Here is a 17,803-nt window from a genome sequence, read left to right as displayed (position 1 = left end):
TTACCCAGTGATAGTCGGACCGCCGATGAATTCGACGAAGTACATGAACGCCCAGAGCGCGGCGATCAACACGAAGTAGCCCACGACGAGCGCGGCCGTCCCGACCGGGTCGTACCCCTCGTCGAGTTCGACCTCCGCTTCCTCCGCAGTGGCCTCGACCGACTGCTCTCGGACGTAGGCCTCCTCTGCGTCCGCGTGGTGTTGATAGGCGGTGTACGCCTCGCCGCCGAGGACGCTCGCGATGGCAATGCCCGTCGAACCGCCGACGAGGAGGACGAGCCACCCGATGAACTCGTCGGGAACGAACAACGACAGGAGACCGCCGGACTCACCCGACGCCTCGCCGCCGTCACCGCCCGTGGACCCACCGCCACCACCGCCGACATTGCCGACGACGACGGCACCCTTCATCCCGAGCGCCTCGTGTGGCTGGCAGTAGTACGTGTACACACCCTCGCTCTCGAAGGTGTGGCTGAACGTGTGCCCCGCCTCCGCGACCAGTTCGGACTCGAAGGAGCCGTTCTCGGCGACGACGTTGTGTGACCCGCCCTGGCCGTTCCACTCCCAGGTGACGGTCGTCCCCGGGTCGACCCGGACCGACGCGGGCCCGAAGCCGTACGGGCCGCCGCCGTTCTCGACGCCGACTTCGACGGACACCTCGGACTCGCCCCGCCTGTCGACCGTACTCGAGTAGTTCGCGACGTCGCTGAACCAGCCACCGAAGTCCGGTTCCGACACCGACGAACTGCCGCCGCCACCGCCGACGACGACGGCACCCTTCATTCCGAGCGCCTCGTGTGGCTGACAGAGATACTTGTAGACGCCCTCGGAGTCGAATGTTTGGCTGAAGGTGTGACCGGCCTCCGACACCAACTCCGACTGGAAGGAGCCGTCGTCCGCGACGACGTTGTGCGATCCACCCTGGCCGTTCCACTCCCAGGTGACGGTTGTCCCCGGGTCAACCCGAACTGCCGCCGGGCCGAAGCCGTACGGGCCGTCGCCGTTCTCGACGCCGACCTCGACGGTCACCTCGGACTGACCCGTCCGGTCGACGACGCCGTCGTAGTTGGCGACGCCGTCGAACCAGCCATCGAAGTCGGTGCCGGACTGGGCCGCCGCCGGCGCGGCGCTCCCGAGAAGCGCTCCGCTCGCGGCTGCGACCCCGGTCGCCAACACGCGACGGCGAGTCGGTCCTGAGGAATCAGTTGACTGCTGTGCCATTACTTTCGGTCGTCTTTTCGAATCGCAAATAAAACCCACTCCCTTCCCAGTAACTGAGAACCAACGGACCCGAATTTATTTCCCACTTCGTATCTCGGTGTGAGAATATGACACCTCGAACGCTACTCGCGCTCGCACTCACTGTTCTCGTTCCGCTGTGGGCGTACACACTCTTCGGCGCCGGTGCGCTCTACGAGGCGGTGGTGTCCACCGTCTCGGTCGCCATCACCGTCGCCGCCCTGTACATCGCGTTCAGTCCACACGAGGAGGCGAGCGACGACCACTCGGCTGCAGACGCCTACTGAGGGAATGGTCGCTGGCTTTGCCGGAGCAGTCGAGCTAGGTGCGTTCTTCCTCGTCGGACTCCTCGGCGGTGCACACTGCCTAGGGATGTGCGGGCCGCTCGTGACCGCGTACGCCGGTCAGCCCGCCGATAGCGACGGCCGAGTGACGCTCCACGACGTGCGACAGCAGGGGCTGCTCACGCTCGGTCGCGTCGGGACGTACGCGCTCATCGGCGCTGTGCTCGGTGCGGTCGGTGGAGCCGCCATCTCCGGTGGGAGCCTGCTCGCGGGCGCAGACATCGTCCGCGGCGTCGCGGGCGTCGTCGCCGGTGGCGTCGTCCTCGTCGTCGGTGCGGGCTATCTCCGCGGGCGACCGCTCGATCCCGGACGGCTCCCGATTCCCGGTGTCTCGACGGTGTTCGCACGCATCTCGCGCACCGCTGCCGACCGGGCCGACGCGTGGGCCGACGGTCCCAAAATCGCGCTTCTCGGGTCCGTCCACGCGCTACTCCCGTGTCCGTTACTGTATCCGGCGTACTTGTACGCGCTCGCACGCGGGTCGCCGACGGCGGGCGCACTCGCACTCGGTGCGCTAGGCGTCGGCACCGCGCCCGCGATGGTCGGGTACGCGACCGTCCTCACTGCCATCCCGGCCTCAACGCGCGACCACGTCCACCGGGCGCTCGGTGGCGCGTTCCTGCTGTTGGGACTGTTACCGCTGTTGCACGGCCTCGGCCTCCTCGGCGTCCCCGTCCCGATGGTCCACCTGCCGCACTACGCCGAGGTGCCCACGCCGTGAGCGGTGCAGTCGACGGCGTCGGCGACGATACCTACGACGACACCGACAGCGGCGACACCACCCGCGACGACGTCCGAGACGGTGACACTGCTGACGACGGGTGTACGCTGTGTGGGCTTTCGACCCCCAAATCGCCCGTCGCCGACGGCGACGTAGCCGGTGAGTTCTGCTGTCGCGGCTGTCTGGAGGTCGCGCGAACGCTCGACGACCCGGCCGCCGTCGACGCCGAGGAAGCCCGGACGACGGTTCGTGGCAGGGACGCCGACGAGGCGACCGCACAGACCGTGCCCGAGGACGCAGAGACGGCGTACCTCCGCGTCGACGGGATGCACTGCGCTAGTTGTGAGGCGTTCCTAGAGGGCAGAGCGGACGGCGTCGACGGCGTCGCCGCGGCGGACGCCAACTTCCCTGCCGACGCAATGCGGGTCCACTACGACCCCGAACGGACCGACCCGAACGTGGTCGCCGACAGCGTCGCGGGCGTCGGCTACGCGGCGACACCGACGACCGACGCAGACGGCGTACGCGACGACGACGACACCATTGGCCGTCTCCTCGTCGGCGGCTTCTTCGGGATGATGGCAATGCTGTGGTACGTCCTGTTCTTGTACCCGACGTACTTCGGACTGCCACCGGAAGCGCTGTTGTTCGACTTGGGCGGCAGCGCGGGAGCGTTCCTGCTCGCGAACGTCTGGGTGTCTGCGACCGTCGTCCTCGGCTACACGGGCGCGCCGTTGCTCCGCGGCGCGTACGTCGCCGTCCGGACCCGTCAGCCGAACATGGACTTGCTCGTCACCCTCGCGGCGACCACCGCGTACCTCTACAGCACGCTCGCGATACTGGTCGGTCGGATCGAGGTGTACTTCGACGTAACCGTCGTCGTGATTATGGCCGTCACTGTCGGTACGTACTACGAAGAGCGGATCAAACGCCGCGCCGTCGGTGAGTTGACCAATCTTACGCGCGACCGCGTCGACGAGGCCCGCCTCGTCACCGACGACGGCACGGAGACAGTTTCGGTCGACGCGATAGCCGGTGGTGACCGCGTCGTCGTCCGGTCGGGCGAACGCGTCCCCGTTGACGGAACGATTCGCGAGGGGACCGCCGCCGTCGACGAATCGCTCGTCACGGGCGAGTCGCTGCCGGTGCGGAAGGCTCCCGGCGCGACCGTTCGCGGTGGGACCGTCGTCTCCGACGGGCGACTGGTCGTCGAGGCCGACGACGGGGCCGAGCGTACGCTCGACCGCGTCGTCTCGCTGCTGTGGGACGTTCGCGGCGAGGGCGCGCCCCAGCAGTTGGCCGACGCGTTGGCGACGATATTCGTCCCCGTAGTGCTCGTCCTCGGACTGCTCGCGTTCGCCGTTCACCTCCTGCTGGGGTCGCCGCCGACGGCCGCGCTACTCACTGGCCTCGCGGTGCTGGTCGTCTCGTGTCCGTGTGCGCTGGGCCTGGCGACGCCGCTCGCCATCGCCGCCGGAACGCGCTCGTTGCTCGCGGACGGCGTCGTGTTGACCGACGGGAGCGCCGTCGAGAAGGCCACCGCCGTCGACGTGGTCGCACTCGACAAGACGGGGACGCTCACGACCGGCGAGATGGCGATCCGAGACGTCGCACCCGCCGACGGGATAGCGCGCGGAGAACTGCTCGGGCGCGCCGCGGCCGTCGAGGCACGCTCGGACCACCCCGTTGCCGCTGCCGTCGTCGACGCCGCGGCCGACGCGCCGTCGGCGTTCGGCCCCAGTTCGACCGTCACGGACTTCGAGACCCACCCCGGTCGCGGCGTCTCCGCCGTCGTCGACGGCGGCCCGCAGGTCACGGTCGGCGGCGAGTCGCTGTTCGACGCCGCGGATGTCGACGTTCCGAGCAACCTCCGGGACCGCTACGACGCCGCCGAGGCCGACGGCCACCTCGCCGCGTACGTCGGCTGGGCGGGCGCGGTTCGCGGCGTCCTCGTCGCGGGCGACGACCCCCGCCCTGGCTGGCGTGAGGCGGTCTCGGCGCTCAGTGAAGACCGGCGTGTGGTCGTCCTCACCGGCGACGAGGGGCCGGCGGCCGACCGCTTCCGCGACGACGACGGCGTCGACGAGGTGTACGCCGGCCTCCCGCCGGAGGCGAAGACGGAGACGGTTCGCCGCCTCCGCGAGTCCGGCACGGTCGCGATGGTCGGCGACGGGAGTAACGACGCCCCCGCACTCGCGGCGGCGGACCTCGGCATCGCAGTCGCGTCGGGGACGGAGTTGGCCGCCGACGCCGCAGACGCCGTCCTCGTTGGCCGCGACCTCAGGTCGGTCGACCGGGCGCTCGACACGCTGGCGGCGACCCGGCGGCGCGTCCGCGAGAATCTCGCGTGGGCGTTCCTCTACAACCTGATCGCCCTCCCCGCGGCCGTGCTGGGCGTCGTGACACCGTTGCTCGCGGCCGTGGCGATGGCCGCGTCGAGTCTGCTCGTCGTCGGCAACTCCGCACGAACGCTCGGCCCGACCGTCGGCGACGGCGAGGACTCGGCTGACGCCGTGGACGGAGGTGAGCCGGCGTGAACCGACTGGCCGCACAGTTCTCGGTCGGGTCGCCGTCGGCGTACCTCAGGACCGCGGTGTTCGCGCTCGGAGCCCAGTCGGCGCTGGCGCTTGCGTACCTGGTGGCGACGGACGCAGGCCTAGCGTCGCCGCGGACGCTCGCGATTCCGTTCGTCTGGGTCACCGCCGCCGTCATCGGGGTTCGCCACGCCGAGCGACCGAGTTCCGGGCCGCGCGTCCGTTTGATCGCCGCTCTCGTCGGTATCGGCTACGGCCTCGTACTCGGGTGGTTCACCGGCGCTATCGGCGTCACGTCGGGCGCGGCCGCCGGGGTCGACGTACTGACGCTCCCGCCGTGGTGGGGGCCGATGCTCCGCTATCAGGGGAGTTTCGTCTCGCTGTTTCTGTTCCCGTATCAGGCGGTCGGCTACGCGGCACTGGCGTATCTCGTCTCGCTGGCCGTCCGCGACGTGGCCGAGTACGGGACGTCCGCGGGCGCTGCCGGACTCATCGCGCTCGGGTCGTGTGCGAGTTGTGCGCTGCCGGTCGTCGCCGCGGTCGGGAGTGCGCTCGGCGGCGTCGGACTCGGACTCGGGAGCGTACCCGTCGCTGGCGGCGACACCTACCTGCTCGCGACAGTCGCGTACGTCCTTTCCGTGGCGGTGTTGACCGTTCGGCCGACTATCAAGTGAGAACAGCAGCGGCGGGAGAGCGACGACTACGACCGTCGTCACAGCGGAAGCGGTCCGACACCGATCCCGCGTTCAGCCGCCGGCCGTGATTACTCCGGGTCGCTTCCGATCAGCGCGTCCACGTCGGCGTTCTTCGTGAGCAGGTCGCCCATCACCTCGACCGTCCGTGCGTCACGGGTCCGGCCGCTGCGGATGACGTCTTCGGCGCGGTCGACGGTCGTGAGCGTGTCACCGGGCACGGACAGCACCGGGACACCGGCCTCCTTCGCCTTTCCGAGCACCGACCCCGGGGGGCGGTGACCGCCCGTGAGGACGAGACAGGTGACGCTGTTGGCCTCGACGGCGGCGGTGGCGATGTCCGCGCGGTCGCCGCCGGTGATGACCGCGGCGTCGCGGGCCCGGCGGAAGTGCCGAAGCGCCTCCTCGGCGCCCATCGCGCCGACCATAAACCGCTGGACGAGTGCGTCGTCGTCGCCTTCGACGAGTACCTCTGCGCCGAGTTCGTTCGCCAGCGTCGACACGGAGACGCCCGACAGTTCGGGCTCCGCCGGCAGGACGCCGATCGTATCGACGCCGCGAGCGTGCAGGAACGGCGCGACGTCTTTCTCGACGTCGTCGTGGACGGCGTCGCCGACACGGTTGAACAGGACGCCAGCGAGTCGGTCCGGTCCGATGTCGTCGACCGCCGCGAGCACGTCGTCCACGTCGCCAGGTTCGTCGTACTCGGCGACGAGCAGTACCTGTGCGTCGAGCAGGTCGGCCACGTCGGGGTCGGTCAGGTCGACGACGCCGCCGGTGCGCACGTCGCCGCCGCCCTCGACGAACATCGCGTCGCGGTCGGTCGCGAGGTCGTCGTACGCCTGTTTGATCCGCTCGTGGAGTTCCTCGGGGTCCTCCCGACCACGGATTGCCCCCTCGATGAAGGTGGGCGAGTAGACGACGGGTTCCATCTCGTGCATCTCGGCGTCGGTGCCGAGCAGTTCCCGAGCGAGCATCGGGTCCTCGTCGAGCGTCTTGCCGACGACGCTCTGGAGGCGCGTGCCCTTCGGTTTCATATAGCCGACGGACTGTCCGCGGTCGGCGGCGATGCGTGCGAGCGCGAGGGTGATGGCCGTCTTGCCGGTGCTCTCTGCGGTCGATGTGACGAGTAGCGGGTTCATTGCTCCAACTCCTCGGGGTCGACGGTGAGTCTGAGGTCGACGGCCCGGACCCCGTCGGGCGTCGCGACCAGTGGGTTCACGTCCAGTTCGACGATACTCGGGAAGTCTGCGACCAACTGCGAGACGCGACGGACCGCGTCGGTGACGCCGTCGATGTCGACCGGGTCGCGACCGCGAGCGCCGCGCAACAGCGGCGCAGCGTCGATATCTTCGGTCATCTCTTTGGCCGCGTCGCTCCCCACGGGCGCCAGCCGGAAGGTGGTGTCTTCCATAATCTCCACGAACACGCCGCCCAGCCCGAACATCACGAGCGGGCCGAACTGCGGGTCGCGGTGGCTCCCGACGATGGTCTCGACGCCAGCGTCCAGATCCAGCATCTCCTGCACCTGTACGCCAAGGATCGTCGCGTCAGGCTGGTAGTTGCGTGCGCGAGCGATCAGGTCCTCGTAGGCGTCGTCGACCTCGTCGACCGGGACGCCAACCTTCACGCCGCCGATGTCGGACTTGTGGAGGATGTCCGGGCTGACGATCTTCATCACCACCTCCTCGCCGATATCCTCGGCGACCGCCTGCGCCTCGGCGGGGTCGTCGACGACTGCGCCTTCGGGCGTCGGCACACCGTAGGCGTCGAGGATCTCCATCGCTTCGACGCCCAGGCGGTTGTCAGACCGATCCTCGACGGTCTCGAGGATCTCACGCACCCGCTCGCGGTCGGCGTCGACTGGCTCCGGGTCGGGGTACGACCGGCCCCGAACCTCGCGGTACTCCGCCAGTGACTCCAGGCCACCCACGGCGCGCGCTGGGTCGAAGTACGACGGAATGCCTCGTTCCCGGAGCACCTGACGGGCGTCTTCGAGGCGACCGCCGCCCATCAGACAGGCGGCGGTCGGGACGCCGTGGTCGTCGGTCGACTCGGCGATTGCCTCGCCGAGTTCGCCGAAGTCGAGCGTCGCCGTCGGTGCAGTGATGACGACCGCCGCGCCGACGTTCGGGTCTTCGAGTGCGATGTCGATGGCCGTGCGGAACCGCTCGACTGGTGCGTCGCCGATGACGTCGACGGGGTTGTACACGTTCGCCTCGTCGGGCAGTTCCTCGGCGAGACGGTCGACCGTCTCGTCGGTGAAACTCGCCAGCGAGAGGCGCTCGGCGTCGCCGACGGCGTCGGTCGCCATCACGCCCGGACCGCCGGCGTTGGTGACGACCGCGACGCCGTTGGATTCGGGCACGTCACCGCCCGCGAGCGCACGCGCGGCGTCGAACAGTTCCTGCACGGACTCGGCGCGGAGGACGCCCGCGGCGTCCAGTCCCGCCTCGTACGCGCGGTCTGAGCCGGCAATGGCGCCCGTGTGACTGGACGCGGCCTGTGCGCCGGCGTCGGTGCGCCCGGACTTCACGACGACGACGGGCGTGTCGTCGGTGGTCTCGCGGGCGGCGTCGACGAACGCGCGGCCGTCGACGATGCTCTCGAGGTAGCCGACGACCACGTCCGTGTCCGGGTCGTTCCCCCACGCTCGCACGAAGTCGGTCTCGTCGAGGACGGCCTTGTTGCCCAGCGAGACGACGTCTTTGAAGCCGAGTCCGGCGTCGGCCGCCCAGTCGACGACGGCAGTGACGAACGCGCCCGACTGACTCATGAAGGAGACGCCGCCCTCCGGCGGCGCATCGGGCCCGAACGTCGCGTTGAGACCGACCGGACTCGACATCACGCCGAGGCTGTTCGGCCCGACCACGTTGAGGTCGTACTCGGCGGCGACCCCGCGCAGTTGGCGCTCACGGTCGGCCCCCTCCGCGCCCGTCTCGCCGAAGCCAGCGGTAAGAACGACGACGTTCTGCACGCCGGCTTCCCCGCACTCACGAACGACGTCGAGCACCGCACCAGGCGGGACGGCGACGACCGCCATATCCGGGTCCGCCTCGGCGACGGACGCGACGCACGGCGTCCCGAGCACCGTCTCGCGTTTGGGGTTCACCGGGATGACCGCCCCGTCGAATCTATCGAGGAGGTTCTCGGTGACGGCGCGCCCCACCGACCCCTCCCGTTCTGTCGCGCCGACGACGGCGACGCGGTCGGGCGCGAACAGGCCAGCGAGCGTCGACACGTCGGCCCCTCGCTCCACGTCGACCTCGGCGTCGGTACCGGGTGTCATCGGCACCACCTCCGGCGTGGACCGCCTGCGGGCGTCCGACAGCGAGCCCCGCCGGACGGCCCGTTACTACGGTCCAGTACACGTCTTTGGAGCATCGTTCCGTCCGGCGGTTCGTCCGGCCCTCACAAGAACCTCTCGACAGTTCCGAGTCGCTGAGGGCCGTGAGACGAACGGTCGCTGACAGGATCTGTGCGACTCGGTCACATTAACCGCAACGCGTCAAAATCCCACGGGTTAAGTGGCCAACCATCTGCAGTAGCGGGTACCGACACTACCCGTACCGGACACGCACCGTCCCGTCCGGGTCTCATCCTACCAGATCGTACAATGGCATCCACGACCGACGAACTCGTCGAGACGTTCCTACGGTATCAACTCCTGTTCGTACTGACGGCACCGGTGGTGTTCGTGGCCGGCGTCTTCCTCGCCGCGCCGACACCCGCCGACGCCGCAGCGGGATACTGGCTCGAATACTGGTGGCTGCTCCCGGTGTTCATGCTCGGAGCGACCATTGTCAACACGGTCGGGATCAGTGGGTCCGCGCTGTTCGTCCCATTCCTGATCTTCCTGTTCCCGTTAGTCGCACAGCCACTATCACCATCTGAGATCGTACTCGTTGGCCTCGTCAGCGAGTCGTTCGGCCTGTCGAGTTCCGCGCTGGCGTTCGTCCGGTACGGCCTCGTCGACCGGAAACTCGCGCTCACGCTCGTCGGCGGCGGCCTGCCGTTCGTCGTCGGGGGTGCGCTGGCGTCGTTCGTCATCCCCGAGACGGTGTTCTACGCCCTGCTCGGACTGGCGCTGTTGGCGGCGTCGTACCTGCTGTTCTCCGCCGACCTCGGCCACGGCGACCACGCCGACGACGACAGCGCCGACGCCGATGGGACGGCCGCCGACGGCGGCAACGCCGACCTCCCGAACGACGCCGCCAAACCTGGTCCCGCGGGCGTCGAGACAGACGCCGACGGCGTCGTCACCCGCGTCGACAACGACGGCAACGAGTACACCTACGAGCGCTCGGGCTACCTCGAACGGTTCGGCAACTACAGTGTCGGCGGCGCGTTCCAAGGGCTGGCGGGCTTCGGCATCGGCGAACTCGGCATCATCTCGATGCTGCGGACTGACGTGCCGGTCCGCATCGCCATCGGGACGAACCACATCGTCGTCGCCGTCACAGCCGTCATCGCGTCGCTCGTCCACGTGTTCGGCGGCGCGTTCGTCGACTTCGGACACGCGCTGTCGCTGCAGAACATCCCGTGGAACATGGTCGTGTTCACCGTCCCCGCGACTGTCATCGGCGGTCAGATCGCACCGTACGTCTCCACCGCCGTCGACACCTCGACGATCAAGTCCGGCGTCGGCGTCCTGTTCGCGATCATCGCAGTGGCGCTGTTCGGGATGGCCGCCGGCATCGCTTGACATCCTCCCCGCCCTGAAGGGCGAGGATTCCCGACCGCCGTTGGGAGATTGTGGTTTACGACGTGACCTGTTCTTGAGGTGCGAACGCACCAGTTTCCTTGTCAAACAAGAACGTCGATGGCTGTGCCAACCAGCCGTTACTCCTATCCTCTCCGTGAGGATTCGGAGATACTTTCTGCCGAATGTTCTCAGCACCGTTCACGTCCGCATTCGCCACCGTACCATACTCGTCGCACACGTACAACCCACGTTCAACACGGTTCGCTTTCCGTGTACGACCACAGCACGAACACGACTTCGACGTATCTCGCTCAGACACTCGCTCAACCGTGACGCCTTCCATCTCGGATTTATACGCAAGCATCGAGATGAATCGATCGAACGCCCACGAGTGCAAGTCGAGGTTGCCGTGCTTACCCCAGTTCTTCGACTCACCGTTCTCCTCATCCTCGCGAATACCGGCGAGGTCACCCACCACAATCGTTCCAACTTCTTCGTCAACACATCGCCGAACGATGTGCTTGGAGAGTGTATGGAAGTAGTGGGTGCGACGAGCCGACTTCTTTTGGTTCAAGCGATTCGCTTGCTCGGAGTTCGAGTCGTCACAGCGAGCGATTCGCTTGCTGAAGTAGTAGTCGTCCTGCTTCAGGCAATTGAGCGGGTACAGTTCGCTGTGGCCGTCCTCGTAGGCGAGTGCGGCGAAGTTGTTGATGCCGAGGTCAACACCCACCGTCTTCTCACCGGGCGACTCAGACACTTCGATTTCGACTTTGCAGACGAAGTGAAGTTCCCATCCATCACCTGTCCAGACCGCCCGAACCTGTTGGACGCTCTCCACGGTGGAGAGGTCAACGTTGGGTCGAGTCTGGTACTCGCAGAGGATGAAGTCAGACCAGTATTCTTTGAGGTTTGACCCCTTCGAGAGTCGTACTCGCTCGTATTCGGTGTCGAGTTTGAAGCCCTTGTTCTTGAACGTGACCGTGCTTCGCGGGTGTTCGTCGCCGTGTTTGCGGTAGCCGGGCGGGTTCGCTCGCGTGCCCCCGTTGTGTCGTTTGCCGTACCAGCCGTTGAACGCCTCAGCGAGTTCTTCAAGAACTCGCTGACTTGACTGAGAATGCAGGTCATCATAGCGTTCGTGGCTCTTGAGGTAGGCGGTGAGTTCGTTGTGACCGGGAATGTGGCCTATCTCAGACCATACTCGGTCGCAGACCCATCGTCCGACGTTCCAGAGTTTCGAGGCTGAGAACCCGAGCGAATCAAGATCGTCGGACACCTGTTGCTGGTTCCCGATGGAAGCAGTGTAGGTGCGGGTGACGACCTGATTCGCCATACGTAAGCCTGCCTGCCCCCCTCGGCAGTCGGTTCACAGCGACAGCGAGCCACCGCAGGTCGCAGTCACCGACGTTTTCAGGCTCGCGGGTGAACACCGACGCGATGTACGAGGACCTGTTGGTGCCGACGGACGGAAGCGAGCGAACGGACGCCGCCGTCGACCACGCTGTCGAACTGGCTCGGGCCTTCGACGCGACCGTACACGTCGTCTCGGTCGCCGACAGTCGCAATCGCTTCGAGAGTCCCTCCTCGGGCATCGCCGCCGAGGCGTGGCTGGACGCCGAGCGAGAGCGTGCCGAGGAGTCCGTCGAGCGCGTGCGTTCGACGCTTCCCGACGACGTCGACGCCATCACTGCGGTCCGGGAGGGGACGCCTGTCGACGAGATTCTCGACTACGTCGACGAGGCGGGCGCCGACGCGGTCGTGATGGCCACCCACGGCCGAAGCGGCCTGGACCGGTATCTGATGGGCAGCGTCACCGAGAAGGTCGTTCGCTCCTCGCCCGTACCGGTGCTCACCGTGTCGGGACGGGACGCAGACGACTGAGCGATCCGTCGCTGCTCGGAGGGAGTCGGCGACTCGGCCGCAATATGCGGACGAGAAACTAAGTCACTCCTGCCCGAGCATTTGGAGCGTATGGTCCGAGGCACGGCAGTTCAGATCGCCATCGTCTGTGTGAGCGTCGTCGGCCTCTGGATCGGGGCACGGCTGTTGGTCGACGCCGTCGTCAGACTGGCCCGCCGGGTAGGACTCTCGGAGTTGGTCATCGGACTGACCATCGTCGCTGCCGGCACCTCGACCCCTGAGTTGGCTGTCTCCGTCGACGCCGCGGCGAAGGGGCTCGGCGACATCGCAGTGGCGAACGTCCTCGGGTCGAACGTGTACAATCTCGCGTTCATCCTCGGCGTTGTGGCCATCTTCCGAGTGATCCCAATCTCGGAGTCGCTCGTCCGTCGCGATGGTGTCGTCCTCCTCGCGAGTGTCGTCGCCGTCGCCGCCGTCCTCGCCGATCTGGTCGTCACACGCGTCGAGGGGGTGGTGCTCCTCGCCGCGTTCGTCGCCTACACTGGGCTCTTGCTGTGGACGGGTCGGGGGGCGGAGTCGCCGGACGACTCGCCCGGCGAGGCGGCGACGACCGCCGTCACCGAGCGGATTCCCGCTCGCGGCCGCGACGCCGTGTTGCTCGTCGTCGGGTTGGCGCTCGTCCTGGTCAGCGGCGACCGCCTCGTGCTCGCGGCGTCGGCGCTCGCCCGCGGCGCGGGCGTCTCCGAGTGGGTGATCGGCGGGACCATCGTCGCCGCTGGCACCTCGACCCCGGAGTTCGCCGTCTCGCTTGTGGCGCTACGTCGCGGCAGTCTCGGCGTCTCCGTCGGCAACGTCGTCGGGAGCAACGTGTTCAACGCGACTGGCATCGTCGGCATCGCCGCCATAGTTTCCCCGCTATCGGTCAGTCAGAGCGCGTTCACGGCGGTAGGGTGGCTCGCGGTCATCTCGGTGGGGATGGTGGCCGCGCTGTGGACCGGACGGGTGCTCTCTCGGCTCGAAGGGACGCTGTTCGCGGGGTCAGAAGTAGTCAGGTGGGCGCTCGGATTCCTCGGCTGAGTGGCGGAGTAGCGACGGGATTCGTTCGGAAGTCTGGTCAACAGCCTTCGCAGTCACAGTACCGCTCGCAGACCGGGTTGTCGCAGTCAGGCGAGCGAGCGCTGCAGTACGTGCGGCCGTGTTCGATGAGGAGGACGTGCAGCGGGTAGATCAACTCGTCGGGAACGAGCGCGTCTAACACGTCGTGTGCGCGAGCGTTCGACGCGGCGTCGGGGACGAGTCCAAACCGCTTGGAGACGCGTTCGACGTGCGTATCGACGGCCATCGTCGGCTTCCCGAAGTGGAAGTTGAGGACGACGCTGGCTGTCTTCGGACCGATGCCTTTGATGTCGGTGAGCCACGCCTTCGCCTCGTCGGTCGGCATCGCGTCGAGGAACGCCAGCGAGTACGCGCCACCAGTCTCCTCGCGGATCGCCGCGAGCGAACGCTGGATGCGGGTCGCTTTGGTCTCGGCGAGGCCCGCGACGCGGATGGTCTCTGCCAGTTCCTCCAGCGGGGCGTCCTCGATGTCGGCGAAGTCGTCGTAGGTGGAGAAGAGGCTCTCCGAGGCTCGGGCGGTGTTCGCGTCGGCGACGTTCTGCGAGAGGATGGTGGTGAGTAGTTGTCGGACGCCCTCCGCGGGGTCGGCGTCAGCGTCGGCGCCGTGCGCGTCGGTCGATTCGACAGGACCGTACAACTCGACGAGGTCAGCGTGCAGACGACGCACCGCATCGGCGTCCCACTCCGCGTCCTGACTCGACATAGCGCCTGGTCGGGGCGTCTCGGGTATCAATTGCGCGGCCGCGGCGATGGCGACGGGAACTGGCTCAGGCCGGGCGGTTCACGTCCATCGGACCCCGCCACGGACGCTACTCCTCGTCCGACTCCGGACCGGCCTGTGTCGCTTGGATCACGAGCCGTTCGATTCGTGAGTCGCCGACGGCCTCGACCTGGAGGACGTACCCAGCCACCTCGACCGTGTCGCCCACTTCGGGAACTCTGCCAAGACGACTGAAGACCAACCCACCGATCGTCTCGACGTCGTCGCTCTCGAAGCGAGCGTCGAGCGTCTCGTTCACATCCTGGATCGTGACGCCGCCGTCGACGACGTACGCGCCGTCGTCTCTCCGTTCGATCGACGGCTCCTCGGTCCCGGTGTCGAACTCGTCTTGGATGTCGCCCACGATCTCCTCAAGGATATCTTCGATAGTCACGATGCCCTCGAAGACGCCCCACTCGTCGACGACGACGGCCATCTGACCCTCCCCTTGCGTCTGGAAATCGGCGAGAATCGCGTCGATCCGGCGTGTCTCCGGGACCGTGAGGACGGGTCGTGCGAGATCGCCCGCCGTGTCCGTACCGTCCTGTTCGTCCGCCGCCTCGCTCGCTCGGAGGATGTCCTTCGCGTGGACGAACCCGAGCGGCTGATTCCCGTCCTCGTCCAAGACGAGGTAGCGCGTGTACGCCCCCGTCGCGACGACGGACCGGAGTTCCGAGAGCGACAGCGAGGCGGTCACGGTTTCCACGTCTGGCCGCGGAACCATCACCTCACGAGCGATCGTATCCCCGAGTTCGAAGACGCTCTCGATCATCTCGACCTCGTCCAGGTCGATGTGTCCCGTCTCCTCCGACCGGGTGAGGATCATCCGAATCTCGGATTCGGTGTGACTCTCCTCACTCTCGGACGCCGGGGAGACGCCGGCGAGACGGGTGAAGTAGTTCGCCGTCCCGTTGAAGACGATGATGCCGGGCATAAACACGTAGTAGAAGAACTTCATCAGTGGGGCGACGAGGAGTGCGATCCGTGTGGCCTCCTGAATCGCGAACGTCTTCGGCGCGAGTTCGCCGAACACCACGTGGAGAAACGTGATGAACCCGAATCCGAGGACGAAGGCGACGAGGTGGACCGTCCCCGACGGGAGAAACTGCCCCAGGACCGGGTCGATGAGCGCCGCCACCGCCGGTTCGCCGATCCACCCGAGGCCGAGCGACGAGAGCGTGATCCCGAGTTGGCTGACCGCCAGATAGCCGTCGAGGTTCCGGATGACGTCCTGCACGAGCGCCGCTCCCGGTTTGCCACGGTCGACGAGCGTCGCCACGTGGGTCGGTCGAACCTTGACGAACGCGAACTCCGCGGCGACGAAGACCCCGTTCATAAAGACGAGAAAGAACGCGAGGATCAGTCCGCCGACAGAAATCAGATCGACCATACGCAACGACTGACGTGGGGATACTTGTAGAGGGTGGGTGGCGAATCAGATTTTGCGGACGGCGTTTCCTGCGTCACGAGGACCGACAATGCCCATAGCGACCGGATCGCCGCCACGCAGTCGTTCACGCTGACGCGCTCGGTGATCACAGACAGGTGTCAGAACGTCGACGGCAGCCGGAGTCGACACCGACCTCCTTCGACAGTTGATCGATCATCGGACGAAATGACACTGACACGGATACTCCGCGTTAATAACCAAGTGATAAACAGGCGCAGGCACTCGACATTCGGGAGGGTATCAACAAATGGGATTGCTTGATTCGTTTGGTGCATTAGTCAGTAGTATTATCGCGTCGATCGTCTTGCTATTGTTCGCGATTGCCAGTTTCTTCCTCACCGTCTTCATCGTGCAAGTCGGTGCAGGCCTTGCTGGGTACTCACCGAGTGGCGACTTCGTCGTCCTCTCGGCCGCAGTCTTGGCCACCGGAGCGATCGTCGCCGGTGCGACCCCGATGACCAGTCTGAGCGGCGGTCACAACTAACGTCGCACCGGACCGCGTTTCAGGCCGCCCGTGTCCATCGTGTCGCGGGGGCTTGGGTCGCGTCGAATACCTCGCAGAAGTACCACACCGCCTGCAACGGGCTAACGGGGTACACGAGACCTTCGACTGCCGGTTTCTGGAGTGAGGTATCTCGTTGGACAGCGATGCCACGTCGGGGCGTTCAGATTATAAACCGAAATGCGATATATCTTCAGCGTGCCGTCTGGATAGTTACCGGTCGACGCCTCGTTCTTGCAGGACGCGGTCGGCCACCTCGTCCGCGTGGTCCGCGAGGACGCGAAGTGCGGCGTCGTGGAGTTCCCGTTTGGGTGCATCGCGCACGTCGTTGCGACGGAGCGTCGTCTCGACATCGATGGCGAGGGCGTCCTCGAACTCGTCCCAGGCGGACTGCCTGGCATACAGCGGTCGCTGTTTCGCCTCCTCGAAGCCAAACGCCGGTGCGTTTGCGTCTGCCGATACCGATCCACTCGCTGAACGGGTGTCGTCGACGGTCGACCCACCAGTCTGCGCCCGGTCTAGCCGGTCTGTGTCGCGTTCCGCGTCCGGTTCGTGGGGCATCTCGTCCGGTTCCGTGGTGGACCCCGCGGACGCGTCCATATCGGTCGCGTCCTGTTGTGCTTCCTCCTGTTCGGCCTGATCGAGGTCGTCGAACGCCATCAGTGCGTCACCTCCTCGGGCGTCTCGCGGACGACGCCGCCGCGTTCGACGATCCCCGCGAGTTCGTCGTAACAGGAGAGTTGGTCACACGTCGCGTCGTAGTCGCGAAGGGGGAGTCCCGCGTCGTTCGCGTCGTCGATGGCCGAGCGGTAGCGGATTCCCGGCAGGGGACCGTCGTACGAGCCGTCGTCGATGGCCGCCCAGTCCTCGTCGCTGAGTCGGCAGAAGTTCGGCACGACGGAGTCGGCGATGCCCATCGAGTTGATCTCCTCCAACAGCGCACGGTCCCTGCGGTCCTGGTCGAGTCGCTGTGAAAGTCCGGAGGGGACGACCGCGAGGATGTCCAACTCGAAGTACTGGCGCGCCTCCTTCACCAGTCGGTTCACCGTGTTGTGGATACCCGAGTCGTAGCCCGTCTCGGGGCGAACCGGGATGATGAGGTTGTTCGTCGCGTACAGCGCGTTCTCGTTGAGTTTCCCCTGGTTCGCCGGACAGTCGACGACGATGTAGTCGTACTCCTCGCCGAGAAGTGGTTCGACCACGCGCGTGTTCAGTCTCGTCGACCCGCCCATCGCGTTCTTCAACTGGGTTTGGACGTCCTCCAGGTCTTGGTGTGCGGGGAGTAAGTCGAGTCCGTCGACGACGTCGACGATAGCCTCCCGCGGGTCGCCCTCGTCGAGGAGGACCTCGTGGACGTGGTTGGTCTCGGCCTCGTACGCCTCGGTGAATCCGAGGTTCTGCGTCATATGGCCGTTGTCGTCGAGGTCGACGACGAGTGCAGACTCGTTTCTGTATGCTAGTTCGCGTGCGAGATTGATCGCAGTCGTCGTCTTGGCGAATCCCCCTTTCAGGACGCCAACCGCGACCGCGCGAGGTTCGGGTTCGTGTTCGGTCATGGTGTCACCGTCGGCGGCCCACCGCCGGAACTGAACGCGGAGGCCGGCAGTGGCCTCGTCGTTCGAGTCGGTTCCTTGGCTCCCCCGGCCCGTCGCCGTTAACCACGGAACGCGTTTCGGCCCGCCGTTCGGTCGCTGCTTTTGCGCCATCTGCAAAGAAGGTACGCAAGACATCTGTCTCACCGTGCACAGTTGCCTTTGCTAAGCCACCTAAGGTAGAATAGCCACCTGAGATACCTACGATAGCTACCTTAGCTGAATCAGATTAGCCTGCTACTACAGCGACCTGACGACTCTCAGCGACCGCACGATAGCGAGATGAGCGAC

The 17,803-nt window shown here is 66.6% G+C and carries 16 protein-coding genes; 8 read left to right on the top strand and 8 right to left on the bottom strand.

What is annotated here, in order from left to right; genetic code table 11:
* A complete protein-coding gene (locus P0D77_RS15710; RefSeq protein ID WP_277556054.1) occupies positions 1 to 1,221 on the bottom strand; it encodes a halocyanin domain-containing protein in 1,221 nt (406 codons plus the stop codon).
* Between the two features lie 107 nt (positions 1,222 to 1,328).
* On the opposite strand from P0D77_RS15710, the gene P0D77_RS15705 reads away from it, so the two are divergent.
* The 4 genes from P0D77_RS15705 to P0D77_RS15690 all read left to right on the top strand — a co-directional run bounded on the left by P0D77_RS15705 (position 1,329) and on the right by P0D77_RS15690 (position 5,512).
* Entirely contained in the window at positions 1,329 to 1,526 is a 198-nt protein-coding gene (locus P0D77_RS15705) for a DUF8131 family protein (protein ID WP_277556053.1), read from the top strand.
* 4 nt (positions 1,527 to 1,530) lie between these two features.
* On the top strand, positions 1,531 to 2,304 hold the full coding sequence (locus P0D77_RS15700; RefSeq protein WP_277556051.1) for a sulfite exporter TauE/SafE family protein: 774 nt from the start codon (positions 1,531 to 1,533) through the stop codon (positions 2,302 to 2,304).
* Positions 2,305 to 2,411: 107 nt separating this feature from the next.
* Entirely contained in the window at positions 2,412 to 4,841 is a 2,430-nt protein-coding gene (locus tag P0D77_RS15695; RefSeq protein WP_432764871.1) for a heavy metal translocating P-type ATPase, read from the top strand.
* Entirely contained in the window at positions 4,838 to 5,512 is a 675-nt protein-coding gene (locus P0D77_RS15690; RefSeq protein ID WP_277556049.1) for a DUF7546 family protein, read from the top strand. The genes P0D77_RS15695 and P0D77_RS15690 overlap by 4 nt, the downstream gene beginning before the upstream one ends.
* A gap of 89 nt (positions 5,513 to 5,601) precedes the next feature.
* Here the strand turns inward: P0D77_RS15690 and P0D77_RS15685 are convergent, their stop codons facing one another.
* Both P0D77_RS15685 and P0D77_RS15680 read right to left on the bottom strand, forming a co-directional pair.
* Complete coding sequence (locus tag P0D77_RS15685; RefSeq protein WP_277556047.1) at positions 5,602 to 6,672, bottom strand: phosphotransacetylase family protein; 1,071 nt, start codon at positions 6,670 to 6,672, stop codon at positions 5,602 to 5,604.
* Complete coding sequence (locus P0D77_RS15680; protein ID WP_277556250.1) at positions 6,669 to 8,771, bottom strand: acetate--CoA ligase family protein; 2,103 nt, start codon at positions 8,769 to 8,771, stop codon at positions 6,669 to 6,671. Before P0D77_RS15680 ends, P0D77_RS15685 begins: the two co-directional genes overlap by 4 nt.
* 375 nt (positions 8,772 to 9,146) lie before the next feature.
* Here P0D77_RS15680 and P0D77_RS15675 point away from each other — a divergent pair, with 375 nt between their 5' ends.
* Positions 9,147 to 10,235, top strand: coding sequence for a sulfite exporter TauE/SafE family protein (locus P0D77_RS15675; protein ID WP_277556046.1), 1,089 nt, complete (start codon positions 9,147 to 9,149; stop codon positions 10,233 to 10,235).
* Positions 10,236 to 10,290: 55 nt separating this feature from the next.
* Here the strand turns inward: P0D77_RS15675 and P0D77_RS15670 are convergent, their stop codons facing one another.
* Complete coding sequence (locus P0D77_RS15670; protein WP_277556044.1) at positions 10,291 to 11,565, bottom strand: RNA-guided endonuclease InsQ/TnpB family protein; 1,275 nt, start codon at positions 11,563 to 11,565, stop codon at positions 10,291 to 10,293.
* 104 nt (positions 11,566 to 11,669) lie between these two features.
* Here P0D77_RS15670 and P0D77_RS15665 point away from each other — a divergent pair, with 104 nt between their 5' ends.
* Both P0D77_RS15665 and P0D77_RS15660 read left to right on the top strand, forming a co-directional pair.
* The gene (locus P0D77_RS15665; RefSeq protein ID WP_277556042.1) at positions 11,670 to 12,113 is read left to right on the top strand and encodes a universal stress protein; all 444 of its coding nucleotides are present in this window, start codon (positions 11,670 to 11,672) and stop codon (positions 12,111 to 12,113) included.
* 90 nt (positions 12,114 to 12,203) lie between these two features.
* A complete protein-coding gene (locus tag P0D77_RS15660; protein WP_277556041.1) occupies positions 12,204 to 13,169 on the top strand; it encodes a sodium:calcium antiporter in 966 nt (321 codons plus the stop codon).
* Positions 13,170 to 13,206: 37 nt separating this feature from the next.
* On the opposite strand, the gene P0D77_RS15655 is transcribed toward P0D77_RS15660, so the two are convergent.
* Together P0D77_RS15655 and P0D77_RS15650 are read right to left on the bottom strand one after the other, a co-directional pair.
* A complete protein-coding gene (locus P0D77_RS15655) occupies positions 13,207 to 13,911 on the bottom strand; it encodes an endonuclease III domain-containing protein (protein ID WP_277556040.1) in 705 nt (234 codons plus the stop codon).
* Positions 13,912 to 14,017: 106 nt separating this feature from the next.
* Positions 14,018 to 15,358 (bottom strand): hemolysin family protein, encoded by a 1,341-nt coding sequence (locus P0D77_RS15650; protein WP_277556039.1) that lies wholly within the window; start codon positions 15,356 to 15,358, stop codon positions 14,018 to 14,020.
* Positions 15,359 to 15,665: 307 nt separating this feature from the next.
* On the opposite strand from P0D77_RS15650, the gene P0D77_RS15645 reads away from it, so the two are divergent.
* Positions 15,666 to 15,902 carry a hypothetical protein gene (locus P0D77_RS15645; RefSeq protein WP_277556037.1) on the top strand — a complete coding sequence of 79 codons (237 nt, stop codon included), beginning with the start codon at positions 15,666 to 15,668 and terminating at the stop codon, positions 15,900 to 15,902.
* A 231-nt stretch (positions 15,903 to 16,133) separates the two neighbouring features.
* Here the strand turns inward: P0D77_RS15645 and P0D77_RS15640 are convergent, their stop codons facing one another.
* Both P0D77_RS15640 and P0D77_RS15635 read right to left on the bottom strand, forming a co-directional pair.
* Entirely contained in the window at positions 16,134 to 16,580 is a 447-nt protein-coding gene (locus P0D77_RS15640; protein WP_277556036.1) for a DUF7970 domain-containing protein, read from the bottom strand.
* A complete protein-coding gene (locus tag P0D77_RS15635; RefSeq protein ID WP_277556035.1) occupies positions 16,580 to 17,476 on the bottom strand; it encodes a ParA family protein in 897 nt (298 codons plus the stop codon). The genes P0D77_RS15640 and P0D77_RS15635 overlap by 1 nt, the downstream gene beginning before the upstream one ends.
* Positions 17,477 to 17,803 lie beyond the last annotated feature (327 nt).

The sequence above is a fragment of the Halobaculum limi genome (genome assembly GCF_029490015.1).
In the GTDB taxonomy this organism is placed as follows: Archaea; Halobacteriota; Halobacteria; order Halobacteriales; family Haloferacaceae; genus Halobaculum; species Halobaculum limi.
This window is presented reverse-complemented; position numbering and strand designations above follow the sequence as displayed.